General features: G+C 32.0%; 24 protein-coding genes. 12 read left to right on the top strand and 12 right to left on the bottom strand.

The window, feature by feature from the left end; genetic code table 11:
- Positions 1 to 97: 97 nt before the first annotated feature.
- From LPB248_RS13605 to LPB248_RS13590, 4 genes are all read right to left on the bottom strand, one after another.
- A complete protein-coding gene (locus LPB248_RS13605) occupies positions 98 to 2491 on the bottom strand; it encodes a ribonucleoside-diphosphate reductase subunit alpha (RefSeq protein WP_177211920.1) in 2394 nt (797 codons plus the stop codon).
- A gap of 262 nt (positions 2492 to 2753) precedes the next feature.
- Positions 2754 to 3731, bottom strand: coding sequence for a ribonucleotide-diphosphate reductase subunit beta (locus tag LPB248_RS13600; RefSeq protein ID WP_109190762.1), 978 nt, complete (start codon positions 3729 to 3731; stop codon positions 2754 to 2756).
- A gap of 337 nt (positions 3732 to 4068) precedes the next feature.
- Positions 4069 to 4638, bottom strand: coding sequence for a DUF3109 family protein (locus LPB248_RS13595; protein ID WP_177211919.1), 570 nt, complete (start codon positions 4636 to 4638; stop codon positions 4069 to 4071).
- An 86-nt stretch (positions 4639 to 4724) separates the two neighbouring features.
- Positions 4725 to 5507 (bottom strand): DUF4412 domain-containing protein, encoded by a 783-nt coding sequence (locus tag LPB248_RS13590; protein ID WP_177211918.1) that lies wholly within the window; start codon positions 5505 to 5507, stop codon positions 4725 to 4727.
- A gap of 291 nt (positions 5508 to 5798) precedes the next feature.
- Between LPB248_RS13590 and LPB248_RS13585 the strand changes: the two genes are divergently transcribed.
- The 3 genes from LPB248_RS13585 to LPB248_RS13575 all read left to right on the top strand — a co-directional run bounded on the left by LPB248_RS13585 (position 5799) and on the right by LPB248_RS13575 (position 7295).
- A complete protein-coding gene (locus tag LPB248_RS13585) occupies positions 5799 to 6377 on the top strand; it encodes a MarC family protein (protein WP_008465051.1) in 579 nt (192 codons plus the stop codon).
- A 107-nt stretch (positions 6378 to 6484) separates the two neighbouring features.
- Positions 6485 to 6688 (top strand): hypothetical protein, encoded by a 204-nt coding sequence (locus LPB248_RS13580; RefSeq protein ID WP_095928256.1) that lies wholly within the window; start codon positions 6485 to 6487, stop codon positions 6686 to 6688.
- Position 6689: 1 nt separating this feature from the next.
- A complete protein-coding gene (locus LPB248_RS13575; protein ID WP_177212548.1) occupies positions 6690 to 7295 on the top strand; it encodes an FAD-dependent oxidoreductase in 606 nt (201 codons plus the stop codon).
- A 101-nt stretch (positions 7296 to 7396) separates the two neighbouring features.
- Here the strand turns inward: LPB248_RS13575 and LPB248_RS13570 are convergent, their stop codons facing one another.
- From LPB248_RS13570 to LPB248_RS13550, 5 genes are all read right to left on the bottom strand, one after another.
- Positions 7397 to 7714, bottom strand: a complete 318-nt coding sequence (locus LPB248_RS13570) for a hypothetical protein (protein WP_177211917.1) — start codon at positions 7712 to 7714, stop codon at positions 7397 to 7399.
- A gap of 143 nt (positions 7715 to 7857) precedes the next feature.
- On the bottom strand, positions 7858 to 8223 hold the full coding sequence (locus tag LPB248_RS13565) for a nuclear transport factor 2 family protein (RefSeq protein ID WP_177211916.1): 366 nt from the start codon (positions 8221 to 8223) through the stop codon (positions 7858 to 7860).
- A gap of 17 nt (positions 8224 to 8240) precedes the next feature.
- Positions 8241 to 9818, bottom strand: coding sequence for a S41 family peptidase (locus LPB248_RS13560; protein WP_177211915.1), 1578 nt, complete (start codon positions 9816 to 9818; stop codon positions 8241 to 8243).
- Positions 9818 to 10249, bottom strand: a complete 432-nt coding sequence (locus LPB248_RS13555; protein WP_012022621.1) for a deoxycytidylate deaminase — start codon at positions 10247 to 10249, stop codon at positions 9818 to 9820. The genes LPB248_RS13560 and LPB248_RS13555 overlap by 1 nt, the downstream gene beginning before the upstream one ends.
- A gap of 6 nt (positions 10250 to 10255) precedes the next feature.
- Positions 10256 to 10849 carry a HupE/UreJ family protein gene (locus LPB248_RS13550; protein ID WP_177211914.1) on the bottom strand — a complete coding sequence of 198 codons (594 nt, stop codon included), beginning with the start codon at positions 10847 to 10849 and terminating at the stop codon, positions 10256 to 10258.
- A gap of 168 nt (positions 10850 to 11017) precedes the next feature.
- Here LPB248_RS13550 and LPB248_RS13545 point away from each other — a divergent pair, with 168 nt between their 5' ends.
- A complete protein-coding gene (locus tag LPB248_RS13545) occupies positions 11018 to 11449 on the top strand; it encodes a TerB family tellurite resistance protein (RefSeq protein WP_177211913.1) in 432 nt (143 codons plus the stop codon).
- A 114-nt stretch (positions 11450 to 11563) separates the two neighbouring features.
- Here the strand turns inward: LPB248_RS13545 and LPB248_RS13540 are convergent, their stop codons facing one another.
- Together LPB248_RS13540 and fbp are read right to left on the bottom strand one after the other, a co-directional pair.
- Positions 11564 to 11977 (bottom strand): BACON domain-containing protein, encoded by a 414-nt coding sequence (locus LPB248_RS13540; protein ID WP_177211912.1) that lies wholly within the window; start codon positions 11975 to 11977, stop codon positions 11564 to 11566.
- 231 nt (positions 11978 to 12208) lie between these two features.
- Positions 12209 to 13213, bottom strand: coding sequence for a class 1 fructose-bisphosphatase (gene fbp / locus LPB248_RS13535; protein WP_177211911.1), 1005 nt, complete (start codon positions 13211 to 13213; stop codon positions 12209 to 12211).
- Positions 13214 to 13384: 171 nt separating this feature from the next.
- Between fbp and LPB248_RS13530 the strand changes: the two genes are divergently transcribed.
- Both LPB248_RS13530 and LPB248_RS13525 read left to right on the top strand, forming a co-directional pair.
- Entirely contained in the window at positions 13385 to 13873 is a 489-nt protein-coding gene (locus LPB248_RS13530; RefSeq protein ID WP_177211910.1) for a GNAT family N-acetyltransferase, read from the top strand.
- Between the two features lie 154 nt (positions 13874 to 14027).
- A complete protein-coding gene (locus tag LPB248_RS13525) occupies positions 14028 to 15287 on the top strand; it encodes an aspartate kinase (RefSeq protein ID WP_177211909.1) in 1260 nt (419 codons plus the stop codon).
- A gap of 347 nt (positions 15288 to 15634) precedes the next feature.
- On the opposite strand, the gene LPB248_RS13520 is transcribed toward LPB248_RS13525, so the two are convergent.
- A complete protein-coding gene (locus tag LPB248_RS13520; RefSeq protein ID WP_091135489.1) occupies positions 15635 to 15988 on the bottom strand; it encodes a helix-turn-helix domain-containing protein in 354 nt (117 codons plus the stop codon).
- Between the two features lie 158 nt (positions 15989 to 16146).
- Between LPB248_RS13520 and LPB248_RS13515 the strand changes: the two genes are divergently transcribed.
- The 6 genes from LPB248_RS13515 to LPB248_RS13490 all read left to right on the top strand — a co-directional run bounded on the left by LPB248_RS13515 (position 16147) and on the right by LPB248_RS13490 (position 21298).
- The gene (locus LPB248_RS13515) at positions 16147 to 16410 is read left to right on the top strand and encodes a hypothetical protein (RefSeq protein WP_177211908.1); all 264 of its coding nucleotides are present in this window, start codon (positions 16147 to 16149) and stop codon (positions 16408 to 16410) included.
- Between the two features lie 508 nt (positions 16411 to 16918).
- Positions 16919 to 17554: a hypothetical protein gene (locus LPB248_RS13510; protein ID WP_177211907.1), complete on the top strand. Its 636-nt coding sequence runs from the start codon at positions 16919 to 16921 to the stop codon at positions 17552 to 17554.
- Positions 17555 to 17719: 165 nt separating this feature from the next.
- A complete protein-coding gene (locus tag LPB248_RS13505; protein ID WP_177211906.1) occupies positions 17720 to 18241 on the top strand; it encodes a TlpA family protein disulfide reductase in 522 nt (173 codons plus the stop codon).
- Positions 18242 to 20404, top strand: a complete 2163-nt coding sequence (locus tag LPB248_RS13500; RefSeq protein ID WP_177211905.1) for a peptidase domain-containing ABC transporter — start codon at positions 18242 to 18244, stop codon at positions 20402 to 20404.
- A 367-nt stretch (positions 20405 to 20771) separates the two neighbouring features.
- Positions 20772 to 21005, top strand: coding sequence for a DUF2007 domain-containing protein (locus tag LPB248_RS13495; RefSeq protein ID WP_177211904.1), 234 nt, complete (start codon positions 20772 to 20774; stop codon positions 21003 to 21005).
- A 65-nt stretch (positions 21006 to 21070) separates the two neighbouring features.
- On the top strand, positions 21071 to 21298 hold the full coding sequence (locus tag LPB248_RS13490; RefSeq protein ID WP_177211903.1) for a DUF5808 domain-containing protein: 228 nt from the start codon (positions 21071 to 21073) through the stop codon (positions 21296 to 21298).
- The last annotated feature ends 1 nt before the right edge of the window (position 21299 follow it).

The following is a 21299-nucleotide window of genomic DNA, read 5'->3' as shown; positions in this document are numbered from 1 at the left end:
TATCAATTATGTCAACTAAAAAAAAGCAGCTATCATTACAATAACTGCTTTTCCATATTTTAAAAATCTAAAATCTCAGATCTACAATCTAAAATCATTAAGACCCACACATTTCACAATCTTCAGGATCTGCTGCTTGTGCTTTTAAAAGCATCGCTTTGTAATCCTCAACGCTGATTGCTTCAGTTTCCTGAACTAATGACGGAGCTGTTTCTTCTTTTTTATCGTTGTTTAATGTGAATTTAATCGCATCTACAGCCGCTTTTGTTCTTAAGTAATACATTCCTGTTTTTAAACCAGATTGCCAAGCGTAGAAGTGCATTGAAGTCAGTTTAGAATAGTTAGCATCTTGCATGAACAAGTTTAGCGATTGAGACTGGTCAATAAAATATCCTCTTTGACGAGACATATCGATAATATCTTTCATCGACATTTCCCAAACGGTTTTGTAAAGATCTTTCAAATCTTGCGGAATTCTATCAATGTTTTGAACAGATCCGTTATGACGCATAATTTCTTGTTTCAAATCTTCGTTCCATAAACCTAGCTTCACTAAGTCTTCTAGTAAATGTTTGTTTACTACAATGAACTCTCCAGACAATACACGACGAGTGTAAATGTTTGATGTATAGGGTTCGAAAGCTTCGTTGTTTCCAAGAATTTGAGAAGTAGATGCTGTTGGCATTGGCGCTACTAATAAAGAGTTACGAACTCCGTGTTCCATAACTTCTTTTCTTAATGAAGCCCAGTCCCAACGACCAGATAATTCTTCATCTTTCATTCCCCACATGTTGTACTGGAATTCTCCTTGTGACATTGGCGAACCTTCGAAAGTAGAATACGGTCCTTCTTCTTTTGCCATTTCCATAGAAGCAGTTACAGCAGCGAAGTATAAAGTTTCGAAAATCTCTTGGTTTAATTTTTTAGCTTCATCACTTGTAAACGGCATACGCAACATGATGAAAGCATCTGCTAAACCTTGCACACCTAAACCAACTGGACGGTGGCGTAAGTTAGAATTTTCAGCTTCTTTTACTGGGTAATAGTTTCTGTCAATTACCTTATTCAAGTTACGAGTTACACGTTTTGTAACATTGTAAAGTGCTTGGTGATCAAATTGTCCATTATCAATAAACATTGGTAAAGAGATTGAAGCCAAGTTACAAACCGCGATTTCATCTTTAGAAGTAAACTCCATAATCTCTGTACACAAGTTGGAAGAACGAATTGTTCCTAAATTCTTGTGGTTCGATTTACGGTTTGCTGCATCTTTGTACAACATATATGGTGTTCCAGTCTCGATTTGAGATTCTAGAATTTTCTCCCATAATTCACGAGCGCGGATTGTTTTTCTTCCTTTTCCTTGAAATTCATAATCAGTGTATAAAGCTTCAAATTCATCTCCATAAACATCATATAATCCTGGACATTCGTTAGGACACATTAAAGTCCAAGTTGTATCTTCTTGAACACGTTTCATGAATAAATCTGAAGTCCACATTGCGAAGAATAAATCTCTCGCACGCATTTCTTCTTTTCCTGTATTTTTCTTTAAATCCAAGAAATCAAAGATATCTGCATGCCAAGTTTCGATGTAAATCGCAAAACTTCCTTTACGTTTTCCACCACCTTGATCTACGTAACGAGCTGTATCATTGAAAACTCTCAACATTGGAACAATTCCGTTTGAAGTTCCGTTTGTACCACGAATATAAGATCCAGTTGCACGAACATTATGAATAGAAAGTCCAATTCCTCCTGCTGATTGCGAGATTTTTGCTGTTTGTTTTAATGTATCGTAAATTCCGTCAATACTATCATCCTGCATTGCCAAAAGGAAACAAGAAGACATTTGAGGTTTTGGAGTTCCTGCATTGAACAACGTTGGCGTTGCATGCGTAAAGAACTTTTTAGACATTAAGTCGTAAGTTTCAATAACCGATTTTAAATCATCTAAGTGAATACCAACAGAAACACGCATTAACATGTGCTGTGGACGCTCTACGATTTTTCCGTTTATTTTAAGAAGATAAGAACGCTCTAAAGTTTTAAAACCAAAGTAATCGTAATTAAAATCTCTTGTATAAATAATATGAGAATCTAAAAAAGCAGCATTTTCTTGAATCACTTTGTAAACATCATCAGCAATTAACGGTGCATCTTGACCGTTTCTTGGGTTTACGTAGTGATACATATCTTTCATCGTTTCTGAGAAAGATTTTTTTGTATTAGAGTGTAAATTTGAAATTGCCACACGCGCCGCTAATTGTGCATAATCCGGATGGGCAATTGTCATAGATGCTGCAGTTTCTGCCGCAAGATTATCCAATTCAGAAGTCGAAACTCCGTCATACAATCCTTCGATAACTCTCATCGCTACCTTTACCGGATCTACAAGCTCATTTAAGCCGTAGCACAATTTTTTGATTCTTTCTGTAATCTTATCAAACATTACGGGCTCTCTGTGGCCATCTCTTTTTACTACATACATAAGCTTACCTTTTATAGTTATTGAAAAAATGAAAGTAACTAGAGAACGAACTCCAGCACCTAAACATTGCGTGTTTTTAAATTATTTTTTGAGAATTACCAAATTCTCAATAGTTACTCGTTTCAAATTCGAAAATCGAATTTAAATGCGTCAAAAATTGCTATTGAATCTGCGACTTGGGGAAAGAGATTCAACCTTAAAATATTCTTGTAATCTTTTTTTAGTATCTCTAGAAGATAGACACTAAAAGTATTTTTGTTGTCTAAAAATCTGCATCAAATGAAATTTTCTGAGCATCACTGTCTGTGTTCATCACACCAGATTTTTGATACTCTGCAACACGTTTTTCAAAGAAATTAGTTTTTCCTTGAAGAGAAATCATGTCCATGAAATCAAATGGATTCGCTGATCCGTAAACACGCTCGCAACCTAATTCTACTAAAAGTCTGTCAGCTACGAACTCTAGGTACTGTGTCATTAACCCTGCATTCATACCAATTAAACTTACCGGAAGAGATTCAGTTACAAACTGTCTTTCGATATCTAAGGCATCGACAATAATTTCTTTAATTCTTTCTTTTGGCACTTTATTTACCAAGTGATGATTGTGCAGGTGAACTGCAAAATCACAATGTACGCCTTCGTCACGAGAAATCAACTCATTAGAGAAAGTTAAACCGGGCATTAAACCACGTTTTTTCAACCAATAAATTGAACAGAAGGCTCCTGAAAAAAAGATTCCTTCAACTGCAGCAAAAGCAATAAGTCTTTCAGCAAATGAATCTGACTCGATCCATTTTAAAGCCCATTCTCCTTTTTTTGCAATAGCAGGGAATACCTCCAAAGCATTAAACAATTCTGTTTTTTCTGCTTCGTCTTTTACATAAGTATCAATCAATAAAGAATATGTTTCACTATGAATGTTTTCCATCATAATTTGGAAGCCATAGAAAAACTTTGCTTCAGCATATTGAACTTCGTTTACAAAGTTCTCAGCAAGATTTTCATTTACGATTCCGTCAGAAGCAGCAAAGAATGCTAAGATATGTTTAATAAAATATCTTTCGTCGTCATTCAATTTATTATTCCAGTCTGTCAAATCTTGGTGTAAGTCAATTTCTTCTGCAGTCCAAAAACTTGCTTCCATCTTCTTATACCACTCCCAAATATCATGATGTTTAATCGGAAAAATAACGAAGCGATTTTTATTTTCTTGTAATATTGGTTCGATTTGTGACATGACAGATTCTGTTAATTTTTTTATTGAATTTTTACACATTCAGTGCACTACAAAGATTGTCATTTAACGGCAAAAATAAAAGCCAAACTTATTCACAATCGGACGTAGTTTTTAACAAAGGCTAAAATTTGAAAAATTTTTCAGACAATAATTAATTTACTGCAAATGAATGATTTAAAAGCTATTTTACACTTCAAAAGCCCTGTAAAATATAGACTTTTTAGAATAAAAAGCAAGAAATTTTAAATAGTTTTAAAAAGTTTTTTTCGAGTCAAAAATTTATTTTTTTTGAATCAAAAGTTGTAGTCAAAAAGACTATAGTTTTTGCTGTGGGTTTTTATGAATTTTTGAGTTCTTCGGCTACTTTTTCTAGCTCCAAGTACCAGTCTTCGCCAAAACGTCTTATCAACGCTTCTTTTACGAATTTATAAACTGGAACTTCCAATTCTTTTCCTAACGAACAGGCATCATCACAAATATCCCATTTATCGTAATTGACTGCAGCAAATTCTGTGAAGTCTTTTACACGAATTGGATACAAATGACAAGAAACTGGTTTTTTCCAGTCAACGAGTCCTTGATTATAAGCTTGTTCAATTCCGCAAAGTGCGGTTTTTCCGTCAAAAATTACGTAAGCACAATCTTTATTATCAATAAGCGGAGTTTCGAGATCTCCGTCAGTTCCTTTCACCCAAGTTCCTTGAGCTTCGATTGCAGCAATTCCCTCTTTTCTTAAAAAAGGCTTTACTTTTGGATAGATTTCTTCTAAAATTTTTGTTTCGGCTTCGTTTAAGGGCGCGCCGGCATCTCCATCAACACAACAAGCTCCCTTGCACGCTGATAAATTACAAACAAATTCTTTTTCGAGGATGTCCTCTGATACTATGGTTTTTCCTAATTGAAACATTTTGCAAAGGTAACTAAAGATTCAGGAAATAAAAACACTCCTAAATATATGTTCTTAGTCTAAATAACCTGACTTACAAACTCATTTTACATAAATTTATAATCTGATTTATTAAATGTAAAAGCGCTCTTTTCTAAACTAACACATTTCAGCGTTGTCACTTTCTTGCTTTTTAGATCTTTCATAGTCATATCCATCAGCAGAGTGCGTTCTTCAGGCTTAAAGTAATTTACAAATTCATCTGGCACTTTCCAGCCTTTTTGATTTTTAAACATATCTCCAAAACTCACTTTTGCTTCGCTTGTGTAATAACAAATAATATCGTGTTCATCGTTTGTCATTTGTATTCCTTTACAATTGTATCCTAAAAAAGTTTTATTCGGTAATGTCTTAATGATGTATTTTGACTTTTCTCCTTCCTTTTTTGCCATTGACGAATAATCTGGCATTTTTGAAGCTGTAGCCATTTTGCTTTTACCGTCACCAAAACCTGTCACCGTTATACTATTCTTAGAATCCATTATCATCATCATATTCTGTCCTTTCCCCTGATCAATGTTCATTGCAAAATAAGAAGCGTTGGGCTCAAGAAAATAATTTGCATTCATTGCCTTGCCTTCATCCGTTTTAATTTCCATAATATATTTCCAGCTAAAAGAGTAAGAATCTGGAACTACCGAAGGATCAACTTTATTTTTTCCATAATTTAAAACAGCATTTTCCATACTTGCATTTTGATCAGCAGTTTTACTGCTATTTTGTGCTTTTTGTTCAGCCGCTTTTTTTATTTGCTGCCAGATTTGGGCTTGTGAACTATTGAACGAAAACAATAAACACAAGAGAACTATAACAAACATCATCTTTTTCATAACCTCCTCTTTTGAAATTACAACAAATTTACCAATTGAATTTCAGTAAGTTATACTTTTTAACGTTTGATTTCATGAACTTTATTAAGACAAGCATTCAAATAAATTAAGTTCAGAAACAAAACGTCTTTTTTTCTCCGAATCAATAATTTAAACACAATAATGTTATAAATATCACATTTTACACACATAATAGATGCTTTTATAACAAAAATACATTGTATCGAAAAAACACCTAACTTTATTAACTACTTTTGCAGCAGTTTTTTAAACCCTAAAAATCAAAGCGATATGTTAGAAATCGATTTTAAAGAAATCATTACCGTTAGTATGGTGCTTTTTGCAGTAATTGATATTGTTGGTTCAATTCCGATTATTGTGAATTTAAGAGCTAAAGTCGGACACATCGAATCTGAAAAAGCTTCTATTGTGGCCGGAGCCATCATGATTGTTTTTCTTTTTGTTGGAGAAGGTTTACTAAACTTAATTGGTATCGACGTTCATTCGTTTGCCGTTGCGGGATCGTTTGTTTTGTTCTTTTTAGCTTTAGAAATGATTTTAGGAATCAGAATTTATCGTGATGAAGAACCTGGGTCTGCTTCTATTGTACCACTGGCTTTTCCTCTAATCGCTGGAGCAGGAACGATGACCACTTTATTATCACTTCGATCTCAGTTTCATACAATCAACATTATCATTGCAATTGTATTGAATATTATATTGGTCTACATCGTTTTAAAGTCATCTAAAAAAATCGAAAATCTGTTGGGAGAGAACGGACTTGGAGTGGTTCGCAAAACATTTGGAGTAATACTTTTGGCGATTGCTGTTAAATTATTCGCTGCTAATGTTAAAGGTTTGTTTGTCTAAAATTTATTTTTATAAATTTACCCCGTAAAATTTCTAAAATACAACTTTAAGGCAATTTTCCTATAAAGTTTTACTTTATTATTTTTAGACAAAAACAAAACAACCTTATGAAAATTTTCACTTCAATCTTAGTGCTTTTGGCATTAGCTTTAATCGTTTTTAATATTACGCTATTAGACTTTCAAAACCCTTTCCAAGGAGATAGTATGGTAGCTTTTATTGGAATCGCCGCTTCATTTTGCGCTGTTTTGATTCTTTTGATTTTTAGGATTTCGAAAAGAATTGAAGAAAAAATGAATGATAACAGATAATATGTTTGATGTTTTAATTATCGGCGGAGGAGTATCTGGAATGTCATGTGCTCTAGTCTTAGGGTCCGCAAAAAACAAAACTTTTGTTACTGATAAAAAAATCGGAATTTTTACCCACCAGAAAAATTCTTCTTTACAAGAGGCAATATTTTATAACGCTTACGGAATTACATCAGGAAAATTAGGTTCTGAACTGCTTTCTGAAAGCATACAGGATTTAGCGACAACGTACCCGCACATTACTCAGATTCCAAATGAAAAAGTAATGAAAATTGAGGGCAGTTACCCAGAATTTACTGTCGTAACCAACAAAAATTCATACCAAACAAAAAATATCGTGGTTGGAATTGGTTCTGCCAATACCTTCGACATAGAAGGCTTAATGCAATTTGTTGAACCTCACAAAAAAGCGCTTCCAGAAAAACAGCGAATTCAACTTAAAAATGAAGATCATAAAGTTGCTGATGGCATTTATGTAATCGGGACTTTAGCTGGCTGGAGAAGTCAGTTGGCAATTGCTGCCGGAAGTGGTGCAGCTGTAGCAACAGACATTCTTACTTTATGGAATAACGGCGTACAGACTCACGCTCACGATAGTATTCGATAAAATTATTAAACCATATAAGTGAATAAGTCCATTTAATCTATACACAAAGTATAATATGAACTTATATCACTTATATGGTTTATTTTTGAGTGACTGTTTTTTTATTTAACCGAAACGATTTGGGTTACTTTAATATGGTTTTCCTCTTCGGTTTTCCATTTTTCTCCTTTAACAGATACTACATCTCCAATTTTTAGTTGTTTGTAGTTTTGAGGCCCGCCTACGTTTACAATACTAATTGTTGCAAAGTATACTTCTTTGACGTCTGTTGTAATTTTGGCTGTGTAACCATCTTTACCAGCTTCTATACCATCAACCTTTCCTGAGACTACAGCATTTGTATCGTTTTTCATAGTGGCACAAGAGATTACAAAAGTCATTAAAAGCACTAGAAAACTTATTCTTTTTAGGTTTTTCATTTTTAAACATTTAAATGTGTAATAATCTTCAAGATTACTATTTTTTCTTTAGCTCCAGATTAAAAAGATTAGAAGGATTTTTTAAATCTGTGCTAATTCTCATCCCGATAGCTATTGGGAGTGACTGAATATTTTTATACAAGCTATGCCAGCTGAACACAGCTTCCTGCTATAACTTTCAAATTTTTTCCTATTTTTTTCCAGACTCTTATATACTTGAAAACTCCATTAATCGGATTTCCATCGTTAGCCCCATTTAATGCGACTGTAACAGTAACTACAGCCGAGTCACCAATTATATTAACGATTTGATCAGAACCTTCTAAAGAATCAATTTTAATCTTTCCAGAACGATAGGTCTGTAAATCGAAATCTTTAGTAATGGTTTGCCCGTCGGGCATATTAAACAATAAATCATCATGAAGAATGGTTTCCAAAGCCATAACATCCGATTTTTTAATTGCAGTTAGGAGTTCAATTTCTGCATTAACAACGGTTTCTATTTTCATGCTATAAAGATTTGAAGTTATTTCTTCGGATTCAGAATTGTTTTTATCATGGCATCTTCTTTTAAGATCACATCATAATAATACAATTCTCCATACAGCTGTCGGGCAAATTCAGCCGTAATATGACGGTTTACAAGTGCTTTTGTTTTATCTAATTTCAAATCCAGACCTGTCATCAAAATATAATTTTTGAATTTTTTGAAATATAGGTCTGAGTTTTTCATTTTAGCCAAAAAATCAGCAAAACTATCACCTGCAAAAGCATTTCTATTTTTATCCAATTCTTCGAAAACAAAATGACCAACAATTCCTGTTTGCAGCAAATAAGCAACATTTTCATTTCCGTGCTCTGCTTCCATTGGCACAAAAACATCTGGAACAATTCCGCCGCCGCCGTATACTATTTTACCTTTTGGAGTTTTAAATTTTAATGAATCGGCTACTTTTATGCTGTCTTTTGCATACAACTCTCCAGTAGCAATTCTAGATTCTGATTCTTTAAAATATTCTTCGTTTCCTTTTTTATATGGTTTCTGAATTGATCTTCCTGTTGGCGTGTAATAACGCGCTACAGTCAATCTTACAGCAGATCCGTCGTTAAAGTCCATTTCTCTCTGGACTAAACCTTTTCCAAAAGAACGACGTCCCACAATCGTTCCGCGGTCATTATCTTGGATTGCTCCCGCCAAAATTTCGCTTGCAGAAGCACTATTTTCATTAATTAAAACATACACTTTTCCAGTTTCAAAACTTCCTGCTTTTGTAGCATACGTTTTTTCAGTAGAGCCGTTTTTGCTTTTTGTGAAAACGATTAACTGTTTGTCTTTTAAAAACTCATCGGCGATAGCAATCGCTTCTTCCATGTAGCCACCGCCATTATCGCGAAGGTCAATTACAAGGGACTGAATTCCTTTTTGTTTTAATCTCGTTAAACCAGTTTTAAACTCATTAAAAGTGGTTTCTGCAAAACGATTAATTTTGATGTAACCAACATTATTTCCTAACAGCAAAGAAGCATCAACACTTTTGATAGGAATAATATCTCGTTTTACTTTAAATTTTAATTTCTTTTGTTCTGATTTTCTAAAAACAGTCAGCTCGATTTCTGAACCCTGAAGTCCTTTTAATTTGGAGAATAAACTATCTGAAGGTAATTTTCTACCGTACAATTTTGTTTTTCCAGCAAATAAAATACGATCGCCAGATTTTATTCCTGCTTTTGCTGAAGGTCCGTTTTCGACTGGTTTTATAATCGCAACCGAATCTTTATACATATAAAAATTGATTCCGATTCCAACGAAATCACCTTTCATGCTTTCGGCAACCTCAGCTTGTTCGCTTGGCGGAATATAAACTGAATGCGGGTCTAATTTAGAAAGTATATTATCGACTGTAAGATTTACAATCGAATCGGTATTGACACTATCAACATATTCGGTATTGATAAAATCAATAAGTTTATTAAGTTTGGTTTTAGAGTAATTTTTAGCCAAAAGCTGGTCGCTTGCAGGAGCATTCATAAGGCTACCGGCAATTGTTCCAAGAGCAAAAGTTGCTCCTATGACTATTGGCAAATATTTCGGATTAAATTTCATTACTCTTCTAAAACAGGAATATGTTCTACCTCTACGCCTGCTTTTATTAAAAATTGAATTCCAGAATCATCACGATATCCATCTTTGTACACCACTCTTTTTATTCCAGACTGATGTATTAATTTACTGCATTCTTTGCAAGGCGAAAGCGTGATATATAATGTTGCTCCTTCACAAGATTGCGTTGATCTTGCTACTTTCAGGATCGCATTTGCTTCGGCATGTAAAACATCCCAACGTGTTAATCCGTCTTCGTCTTCGCAACAATTTTCAAATCCAGATGGCGTTCCGTTGTAACCGTCAGAAATGATCATTCTGTCTTTTACAATAATAGCACCAACTTGTTTACGTTTACAGTAAGAAAGCAAACTCCACTCTTTTGCAATTCGCAGATATGCTTTATCGTATTTATTCAGTTTTTTTACTTCCATTTAAATTTATCTGTTCCAAATTGGGCTTTCAATAATCATCGGAATTACAACTCCAATAATAAAAGCCGACATTACAAGTGCCCAGTCGCGTTTTGAAAAACGGAAAACGGTCTGCACTATATATGAAATTACCAGAACAACAAAAACCACTACTAGCTGAGCAGCTTCTATTCCTAAGGCAAACTCTCCCAAAGGTAACAATTTTGAGGTCGCAGAACCTCCTAATATTGTTTTGAAATAATTAGAAAAACCAAGTCCATGAATAATTCCAAAGAATAAAGTTATGAAAAATACCAGATTTACGCCATCATTTTTTGAGGTCTTTCCGGCCGTAAACAAATGATAAAGAGCTGTTACCAGAATTGTAATCGGAATCAGGAATTCTACAACATCTACTTTTATGGCAATGATGCCGTAAACAGAAAGAATTAAAGCCAAAGTATGACCGATTGTAAAAATAGAAACCAATAAAAAAATTCTTTTCCAGTCTTTAAAAAGATACGGAACGGTTAAGGCGATTAAAAAAAGAACGTGATCGTAGGCATTGATATCTAAAACGTGTTTTAATCCTATTTGAAAATAAATCCAAAATTGTGACATAGGTGTAATGTAATTAAATAATTAGGGGTTGTAAACTTACGATTAATTTTCAAACTTAAATATTGAAGACACCAAATCCTTCAATAAAGAAAAGTTAAATTTTATGAGAATTTTAAAATCGATAATTTAAAAATAAGGCTATATTTGTTTTACAAAAACTTTACAATTATGTCATTTTCAGAATTATTTGATAGCGAATTCAAGCAAAGAAACAAAGGACACTTTTCTGCTATCGTTCGTGTAGCATTGGCTGATGGAGTTGTATATCCAGAAGAAAAAGCCTTTTTAGACAAACTTGCTTCTCGTTTAGAAATTACAGAATCGGAATACGAAGAAATTCTTAGCGATCCGTTAAAATATCCGATCAATCCACCTTATTCATATGTTCAACGTTTAGAGCGTTTATATGATTTGACAAGAATGGTTCATGTTGATCATCATCTTGAAGACAAACAAGAAGTATTATTGAAAAAAATAAGTGTTGCGCTAGGATTCACACCAAGCAACGTAGATTATATCATTGCAAAAGCATTGTCGTTAGTTGACAATAAAGTAGATGCAGATACTTTTATCTACGAAATGCAGCATATGCATAAATAGTTTTCAGTTTTCAGCCTCAGTTTATTTTGATGCCGAAAAAAGAAACTAAAACTCGCATTAAATTATAAACCCGACAAGTTTTTAAAAACTGTCGGGTTTGTTTTTTTAAGTCTTTTATTTTGATTGGGTAACACTTATACTCTCAAAATAATTTCCTGACTGCAATACTATATAAAGAAACCTTTCTGCACCCGTTGTGTTCTTAGTCATTGTAATAATCAAAGTGTTTCCATTTTTCTTTTCTACCTCAAAAACATCATTTTTAAAGATAAAATTTTCAGCATACAAATTTACAGCTCCTTTATCAATTCTTACTTTGTCTAATGCAAAGCCATTTACCCACCATGTTTTATATTCTGTAGTAATTATAACTGTGTTGGCCTCTGCGGTAAAAGAAGCTTCCTTTTTAGAAAGTTTAATCATATCTCCAGAAGGTCCCGTTGGAAGATCTTTAACCTCATCGTTACTACAGGCAACAAACAAAACTGAAAATATTCCGAACAGAATCATCAATAGTTTTTTCTTCATAATAATTTACTTTTTGGTTTTTGATTAGTTTTAAGGCGCTTACAAAAAATTAATCCATAATTTTTCATAAACATTTGGTTCTTTTTAAAGATTGACAAAACTAAAAATGGTTGCGTCTTTTTTTAATTATCTTAAAAATAAAACCCGACAGGTTTTAAAAACCTGTCGGGTTTACTATTTATAATCCAGACTGAAAACTGCGACTGTGACTGAACACTAAAAACTGATCACTCACTCAGCCGCCATAAACTCCTCAGCTTTTTCTACCATATTATAGCTTCCACAGAAGAAAGGCACTCTTTGATGCAATTCAGTTGGCTGGATTTCTAGAATTCTCCCAAAACCATCTGTTGCTTTTCCTCCTGCCTGTTCTGCTAGAAATGCCATTGGATTACATTCGTACAACAAACGTAATTTTCCTTTTGGTGCTTTTGAACTTGTTGGATAAATATAGATTCCGCCTTTAATCATATTTCGATGAAAATCGGCTACCAAACTTCCAATATACCTTGAAGTATACGGTCTGTCTCCTTCTTCTCGCTGGCAGTATTTAATGTAATTTTTTACTCCCTGCGGAAAATGAACATAATTCCCTTCGTTAACCGAATAAATATTTCCGTATTCTGGAAATTTCATGTTTGGATGCGAAAGATAAAATGTACCTATAGCCGGATTTAACGTAAATCCATTCACTCCATGTCCTGTAGTGTAAACCAGCATTGTAGAAGTTCCATAAATTACATAGCCTGCTGCAACTTGATTGATTCCCGGTTGTAAAAAATCCTCGCTAGTTACCGGAGTTCCTATTGGGGTTACTCTTCTGAAAACAGAAAAGATAGTTCCCACAGAAACATTTACATCAATGTTTGAAGATCCGTCTAGCGGATCCATTAAGATCACGTACTTATTATTATGACTGTTGTCGCTCCCCTGAACAGTAATAAAATCGTCGTTTTCTTCAGAAGCAATACCACAGACAATCTCACGGTTTATTAACGTCTGGATAAATACTTCGTTTGCATAGACATCTAATTTTTGCTGGTCTTCTCCTTGAATATTCTGTTCGCCTGCTGCGCCCACAATATCTACTAAACCCGCTTGGTTTACTTTATGATTGACCACTTTTGCTGCCAATCGAATAGAGTTGATAATTCGCGAGAGTTCTCCCGACGAATACTGAAATGCTTTTTGGTTCTCAATAATAAACTCTCCCAGTGTTTTATTGCGTTCTTCCATTTCTAAATCGTTATAGTTTTATTTTTAAGTCACAAATATCGCTTATTTTGTGAGAATGATTTAAAAATTATGTTGTTAGTTTGCTACTATTGTATATTTGCTAATAATCTGCAAAAAGCACTAGTTAAAACGAAGCTTTTTTAGATAATAAATAGTTAAAAATAGGAATATATGAATATTAGAAAAGGAAATCCTGAAGATATGAAATCGGTGTTAGGGCTTATTCAGGAGCTGGCTATATTCGAAAAAGAACCCGATGCGGTTGTCATTACAGAAGATGATTTGATACGTGACGGTTTTGGTGAAAAACCATTATTTAATGTTTTTGTAGCGGAGATTGAAAACGAAGAAAAACAGAAAGAAATTGTCGGAATAGCATTATATTACTATCGCTATTCTACTTGGAAAGGAAAGACAATTCATCTTGAAGATTTGATTGTAAAAGAAAAGATGCGTGGGACAGGTTTAGGTTCTGCCCTTTATGCTGAAATCATGAAACAAGGAAAAAGAGATAATGTTAGAAGAGTTGAATGGAATGTTTTAGCCTGGAATACACCGGCAGTTAATTTTTACAAGAATTCTGGCGCAAGAATTCTAGAAGACTGGCAAGTTGTGCAAATGGATGAAGCAGGCGTTAATTCATTCTTAGAAAAATTATAAAAAAAATATTTAGCCACAGATTATAAGGATTAAAAATGATTTTAAAGTCTTTGGCAATTCGCCACGAATTCACGAATTTTTGTTCGTAAAGATTAAAAAAAATAATTCGTGAATTCGTGGCGGAAAAAAAATCTAAAAATCTATTAATTAAAAAATGAGAGTATTTAAATTTGGAGGAGCATCGGTAAAAGATGCAGATGGAATTAAAAACGTATACGACGTTTTACAAAAAGTAGGTTACGAAGACGTAATTCTTGTAGTTTCGGCTATGGGAAAAACAACAAATGCTCTTGAAGTTGTAATCAAGAATTACTTTGAAAAATCGACAGAACTAAATGCTTCTGTTCAGGAAATTAAAAAATACCACAATCAGATCTTATTGGATTTGTTTGAAGATGAAAATCATCAAGTTTTCACTGCTGTAAATGCACAGTTTGACGAATTAGAGTACTTTTTAGCTCATAATAAATCTCCAAATTACAACTTTGTTTACGATCAGGTGGTAAGTTTTGGTGAATTGATTTCGACTAATATCTTGAGCCATTATATGAATTTCAGAGGAATTCAGACGCAATGGCTTGACGTTCGTAATTTCATTAAAACCAATGCCAACTACAGAGATGCAGAAGTTGACTGGGAAACTACACAGCAAAACATTAGTAAAAATGTTCCAAGAAAACAATTAAACATTACTCAAGGTTTCTTAGGTGCTGACGAAAATAATTTCACAACAACTTTGGGCCGTGAAGGTTCTGATTATACTGCTGGAATTTTTGCTTACTGCTTGAATGCTGAAAGTGTAACGATCTGGAAAGACGTTCCTGGAGTTATGAATGCCGATCCGCGTTATTTTGAAAATGCAAGTCTTTTAAACCAGATTTCATATCGTGAAGCTATCGAGTTGGCGTTTTACGGAGCAACGGTTATTCACCCAAAAACATTACAGCCGTTACAGAAGAAAGAAATTCCATTATACGTAAAATCGTTTATCAACCCATTATTAAAAGGAACTTGCGTTTCTAAAGGAGTTGATTTAGAACCACAATATCCATGTTTTATCGTAAAAAGAGAACAGCTTTTAATTTCGCTTTCATCAATTGATTTCTCTTTCATTATGGAAGAAAACATTAGTGAGATTTTTGGTTTATTCCACGAATTCAAAATCAAAGTAAACTTAATTCAGAACTCTGCAATTAGTTTCTCTGTTTGTGTGGAAGATAAATTTGGAAATTTCCCAGAATTGAATGCGATTCTTTCTAAAAAATTCAAAGTAGAATACAGCGAAAATGTAACCTTATATACAATCCGTCACTTTACAGAAGAGGCAGCGCAGACTGTTGAAGCTAACAAAGAAGTTTTATTGAAACAAGTTAGCCGCGAAACTATGCAGATTGTAACTAAAGAATTAATCTAAATATTGCTTTATAAAAGGTAATTATTTAATTCAAAGATTATTGAAAAGGCTTCACTTAATCGTGAAGCCTTTTTTATTACGAAAGAATTTTCCTCACTTAATCTGTTTTTTGATTATATTTACTTTCTTTCTAATAAATATAAAAATGACCAAAAAGAGCTTTTTACTTGTTTTTATTATTCTTGGTTTATTATACATAGCAATATCTTTAAGTCCGTTGCTTACAAAAAACATTAAAGATATTTCATACTCCGATTTTAGATTAGTGATTGGTCCTTTTCTCTCTACAGTTGCAATTCTTATTACGTATACACAACTGAAAAGAAAAAAAAGTTAACTCCTTTTATTTAATTTTTACCTTTATTTAAGTGCTTTATAATGGTTTTCAAATCTTCAATTTGCAACTCATATTGCTTTATAATTTTTCTGTAAACTCCTAACATCGCAATTTCTGTTTGTCGTTCTGTATTCATTAGACTTTCATAAACAGAATCTCCTAATCCTTTCCTAACCAATTCTTCTGGAGATATTTCAAAAATCTGACATATTTTATTAAAATGGATAGCCCAAGATGTGCTCTCCCCACGTTCCATTCGCGCATAAGCCGATTGTGAAATTTGCAAATGATCTGCGGCCTCTTCTTGTGACATATTCTTTGATTTCCTCAAAACTTTTAGATTATCTCCTACAATTTTATTCATAATTAACAATTTAAAAAACAAATATAAACATAAGAATTATTTTACAATTATTCGAATTTAGGTTATTAATAACCGATTTTCGACTAAGGCTTTTTTCTTATACAAAATATATTTGTAATCATTAATAAATCAAATAGTAACCAATAAATTTTTAAACTATGAAAAAATTAGAATTAAATGAAATGGAAAATTTAAAAGGAGGCCAGGAAAAAAAAGCAGATGACCAAATGCACAAACCGCCACCAGAAGATGCTAGTGGATTATCACAAGAATGTATAATGGCTATAGGAGCTATGGCATTAGGCATAGCTGGCATTGGTCTCTTATCTGTTGGAACAGCTGGTTTAGGATCCGTTCTTGTTGCTTCTTTATCTGGTTTGTCAGGTGCAATTGGAATGAGTGCCTGTCATGGTCAATTATAAAATAACAAATTGAGATTATGAATAAATATCTGTCTTTTTTTTTAATTGTAACTACTCTATTTTCTATCATTTCCTTAATTTATGGAATATGCGTTGCGAAAACATTATATAGTATTGCAACGCCTCTTCTTTTTTTAATTTTTATAATTATATTTTTCTCTACAAATAGAACTAAGAAAAATTAAATAATACCAATGATGTTAGAAATAGAAAGTTTTGCTTTTAGTCTTTTTACAAGCTGACTTTTAAAAACTACTAATAACAAAATTAGTATGTTTCTTTAACCTCTTTGAAAGCGCAAAAACAACAAAATAATCTCATAAAAAAAGGAAAAAAGCAACTTTAAGTATTAGAAATACTTAAAGTTGCTTTTTAAGAAAACATAAGATATGGTCATAAATTTGTCATTATTTAATAGCTCTACATAAATGTATAGATTTTAAAAAAGGAACAAAATTTAGCATATGTTTTCTAAAAAAAATCATTTCTCAGAGCAAATCTTAATAATATGCATAAAAAGTCATTAATAATTTTTCTATTCCTCTCATTTGCCTTAATAACTCTTAGTGAAATCACAAAAATAATTTTAGAATTTGACAGTTTGTTATATAATTCATTAGCTGAAAAACTCACCTATAAACAATTAAATCAATATTTACAATTTCAAAAAAAATGGAAATGGATTACTTATTTATTCATTCCATTATTTATTCTAATTAAAACAAATATAATAACCATTATCTTATACTTAGGAACATACCTTTTGAATAAAAAGGAAGTAGCATACAAATCGATATGGACTATTGTTATTAAAGCCGAATTTATTTTTTTACTAGTTCCCATTTTTAAAATCTTATGGTTTTATTTTTTTCAACAGAATTACGATTTAAGTGATATTCAAAATTTTCACCCACTATCTGCTCTAAACATAGTTGGATATAAAAATTTAGAACCTTGGTTTATATATCCCTTTCAAGTTTTAAATCTATTTGAACTTTTCTATATCATTTACTTAAGCTTCCAAATTGGCAAATTAACCCATAAAAATGCAGATTATGGTCTAAAAATAGTTGGAATAAGTTATGTCCCTACTTTGTTTTTATGGGTTGCAATAGTGATGTTTTTTACACTTAATTACAGTTAAAATGTCAACATTAAAAAAAGTTCTTCTTCTTTTATCCTTTATAATGATTACATGGTATGTAATCAATTATTTCTTTTATAAGGCTGATCTAATTCAAGCCTTATTGGGAATCGTGCCCATGATTTTAATAATTATTACAACCCATTTGAAGGAAAATCAAGAAAAATGAGAAAATCACTTAAAAGTATTTTCATCTTATTATTTGCGAGTAGTTTTCTTTTTCTAGGCTATCAAATAATCTCTAGAATCAACTATAAAAAAGAAGTGCAGCAGAATATCAAAATCATTCCAGAATTCTCTTATTCAAATGTAAATGGCGAGAATTTTACCAATGAAAATCTTAGAGAAAATACGTCCCTAATCTTTATTTACTTCAACACAGATTGTGAATATTGTAATGAAGAAACCAAAATGATAGAGGAGAATATCAAAAGATTGAAAGACATTCAAATCATCTTTATATCATTTGAAAACATCAATAAAATAAAAAATTTTGCCCAAAATCACAAACTCGACCATTATGATAACATTCATTTTCTACATGATAGTAAAGCTACTTTTGCTTCTACGTTTGATGTAAACTCGTTGCCTTGTCTTGTACTTTATGATAAAAATAAGAAGCTAATAGAAAAAATTAAAGGGCAAACGAAACCTGAAATCTTGATTAAAAAATTAAAGATAAAATAAATGTCTACTGTAGATTTAAAACAGATTACAAAAACGCATACCTTACAATTAGATCAATCTGATTGTGGTCCATCTTGTTTATTATCTATAATAAAATTATATAATGGAAATAGTTCGTTAGAAAAAATCAGAGAATTAAGTGGGACAACAAAACAAGGCACTACTATGCTTGGTTTATACCAAGCAGCAAATAAATTAGGCTTTAATGCTGAAGGATGCGAAGCTGATATTAATTCCTTAATTGAACATAATAAACCTGTTATTTTACATCTATTAATCGAAAATCAATTAGAACATTATGTGATTTGCTACAAATACTCTGAAAAAGAAGGTTTTTTAGTTGGTGATTCCTCTGTAGGAATTTATAATTTATCGATTGAACAATTGGAGAATTTTTGGAAATCTAGAACTTGCCTCATACTTGAACCTAATGATGCTTTTATAACTCATAAAAGAGAAAAAAACAACCAAAAAAAATGGTTTCTAAATCTCCTAAAAGAAGATTATAAATTAATTTGGATTTCTGTTTTACTTGGCGTTTTTGTTGCGGGTCTTGGATTAGCAATGGCTTTGTTTTCTCAAAAACTTGTAGACGATATTCTTCCATCTAATAATGTCAAAAAATTAATTTCTGGCATTATTCTTCTCGCTCTTTTACTATCTGCCCGAGTAGGGATATCTATTGTAAGACAATATTTTCTCCTGAAGCAATCAAAAGATTTTAACAATCGAATAAATAATTCTTTTTTTAAAAACCTATTACAACTTCCTAAATCTTTTTTTGATAACAGAAAAACGGGTGAACTCGTTTCAAGATTAAATGATACACAGCGTATACAAAACGTTATCAAACTTCTAACGAGTTCTTTAATAATAGATATACTTGTATCAATAATTTCATCCGTATTCTTATTCTTTTATTCTTGGGAACTAGGATTAATATGCATTTTAAGCATCCCAGTTTACTTTTTCATAATTTATCGCAACAATAAAAAAATTCTACAGTCTCAAAAAAAAGTGATGCAAAGTTCTGCGGCCAATGAGAGCAATTTTATAAATACGATTCAAGGAATCTCTACTATAAAAACAGATAACAAACAATCTATTTTTAATCAACTCAATAGACAAATTTTTGCTCATTATCAAAACCAAATATTTAACCTCGGAAAAATCAACATTTCCCTTTCTTGGCAATCTGGCTTAGCAAATGTTATGTTCATTATCGGAATTTTAATTTATAGCTCTTTGCAGGTTTTTAATAAAGAAATTAAGATTGGAGAACTGATGGCCATTTTAGGAATTTCCAGTTCATTACTTCCCTCTATTGCTAACCTTGCACTGATTTCAATTCCGATAAATGAAGCAAAAATTGCCTTTCACAGAATGTATGAATTCGCCTCAATTGAAAAAGAAAACGAAGAAGGGTTAAAAATTTATTCCATTCAGCAAATCTCAATACAAAATCTCTCTTTTAGATTTCCTGGAAGAAGTGAACTTTTTCATAGCATTAACATTGAAATCAAAAAAGGAAAATTAACTGCCATAGTTGGTGAAAGTGGAAATGGAAAAAGTACTCTCGGGCAAATATTACAGCGCTTTTATGATTATGAAAATGGAAACATTATTGTAAATGATTTATACAATTTAAGAGAAATAGAACTTGAAAATTATAGAAATCTCTTAGCAGTAATCCCCCAAGAAATTACAATATTTAACGGAACTGTTATTGATAATATTCTTTTAGGAACTGAGAGTACTCCTCAAAACATATTAAATTTTGTTCAAGAATATGGATTTGATTTTTACATTAATCAGTTACCTCAAGGTTTAATGACTATTGTAGGCGAAGAGGGAATTAATTTAAGTGGAGGACAAAAACAAATTATCGCATTAGCTAGAGCTTTGTACAAAAAGCCTCAATTTTTAATTATGGATGAAGCGACATCTGCAATGGACAGAAATACTGAGAATTTTACAATGCAGCTACTTCAAAAAGTAAAACGAAACTGTGCTGTTTTATTCATCTCACATCGCTTACATAAATTAAAAAATATTGCAGATACCATTTATATATTAGAAAATAAAACAATATCTAAATCTGGCAATCATGAGGAATTAATGAAAGATATTAACTTTTACAGCGAGTATTGGAGAGAAAAATAATTTAATCGAGCAGAAGAATTCATGACAACAAAAAAAATCACAATAATACTTTTCCTTTTTTTAATTCTAGTATTTATCGGATTAGATTTAAGCCCTATATTGAAAAAGGAAAGCATAAAAGATATTTCATTCTCAGATTTTAGAAATTCTATTGGACCAGTATTAACATTTATTGCAGTTTGCTTAAGCTATAGAACTGAAATAAAAAATAAAAGAAATACAAAGCAAAGTAATTCATAATATCGAGTAGCTTTCTCACCTATTATACCTCAACTCTTCAAATTCTGATCATATAAAAGCCTAATTTCCTTTTCTTTACAGCAATATTTCTACTTATTTAAACATCATCTCAAAAACATATACAATCATGGTCGAAATTTTTAGAGGTTCTTATATTGAATCGATGAATATTAAAAATTTATTGGAAAATAACGGTATTTCCGTTTTTATCGCTAATGAATACATGTCAAATATTCAGCCTTGGTCCGTCTCTGCTGGAGGGAATGATCCTGCCATTTTAAAAGTACTCGAAAAAGATATGGCTGATAGTAAAGTAATAATTGACCGCTATAACAAAGGCGAATATAATTTGACGGAATAATCTTTTGATGTATTGCAAACATGCACATTAGATTTCTGATTTAATATAAATTCAAATCTTAAAAAATGGAATTCAGTAAAGAGCCATCCGAGGAAGAAAAAAACAATTGGCATAACGATTCAAATAATTGGGTTTGGGGAATGTTTTACTATAACCCAAAAGACAAAAGAATGTTTCCGCCAAAGAAAATTAAGGAATTAGGCTGGACTATTAATTTTGCCAATTCCAATTCGGTTTTTCTTTGTGTTGTGCTTATTCTGGTTTTAATGATTATATCTGAAAGTGTCAAGTAAT

Origin of the sequence: Flavobacterium sp. LPB0248 (assembly GCF_013388355.1) — a bacterium.
Lineage (GTDB): Bacteria > Bacteroidota > Bacteroidia > Flavobacteriales > Flavobacteriaceae > Flavobacterium.
This window is presented reverse-complemented; position numbering and strand designations above follow the sequence as displayed.